Origin of the sequence: Alcanivorax profundi, from assembly GCF_003597125.1 — a bacterium.
Taxonomy (GTDB): Bacteria; Pseudomonadota; Gammaproteobacteria; order Pseudomonadales; family Alcanivoracaceae; genus Alcanivorax; species Alcanivorax profundi.
Genome location: NZ_QYYA01000128.1, coordinates 1 through 434 on the forward strand (window position 1 = coordinate 1; position 434 = coordinate 434).

1 protein-coding gene is annotated in these 434 nt (G+C 47.7%); it reads left to right on the plus strand.

The window, feature by feature from the left end:
• On the plus strand, positions 1-387 hold a 387-nt coding region (locus D4A39_RS18085; RefSeq protein WP_233552534.1), incomplete at its 5' end, for a Ty1/Copia family ribonuclease HI.
• Positions 388-434: the final 47 nt, after the last annotated feature.

A 434-nucleotide genomic window follows, 5' to 3' on the forward strand; every position in this document is an offset into this window, starting at 1 on the left:
CTACAGAGGGTCGTAGCATTGTCGACGACAGAGGCCGAGTACATTGCAGTCACAGAAGCATGTAAAGAGATGCTTTGGATGAAGAGGTTCCTACAGGAACTTAGCCTAAAGCAGGAGGGGCACGTGGTCTATTGCGATAGTCAGAGTGCTATACACTTGAGCAAGAATCCAAGTCAGCATTCCAAATCGAAGCACATAGAGGTTCGGTATCACTGGATCAGGGATACTTTGGAACAGAAGGTGTTACAGCTTGAGAAGGTCCACACAGACGATAATGAGTCAGACATGATGACCAAGGATTTGATTAAGGGCAAGTTTGAGGTTTGTAGAAACCTGGCTGACTTGAAGAAGGTGGATCCCTCCTGGGTCAAAAAGGGAGAGATTTGATGGATTTTTTGACCCCATCCACGACCGGTCTTGAGCCCTGCTCGACC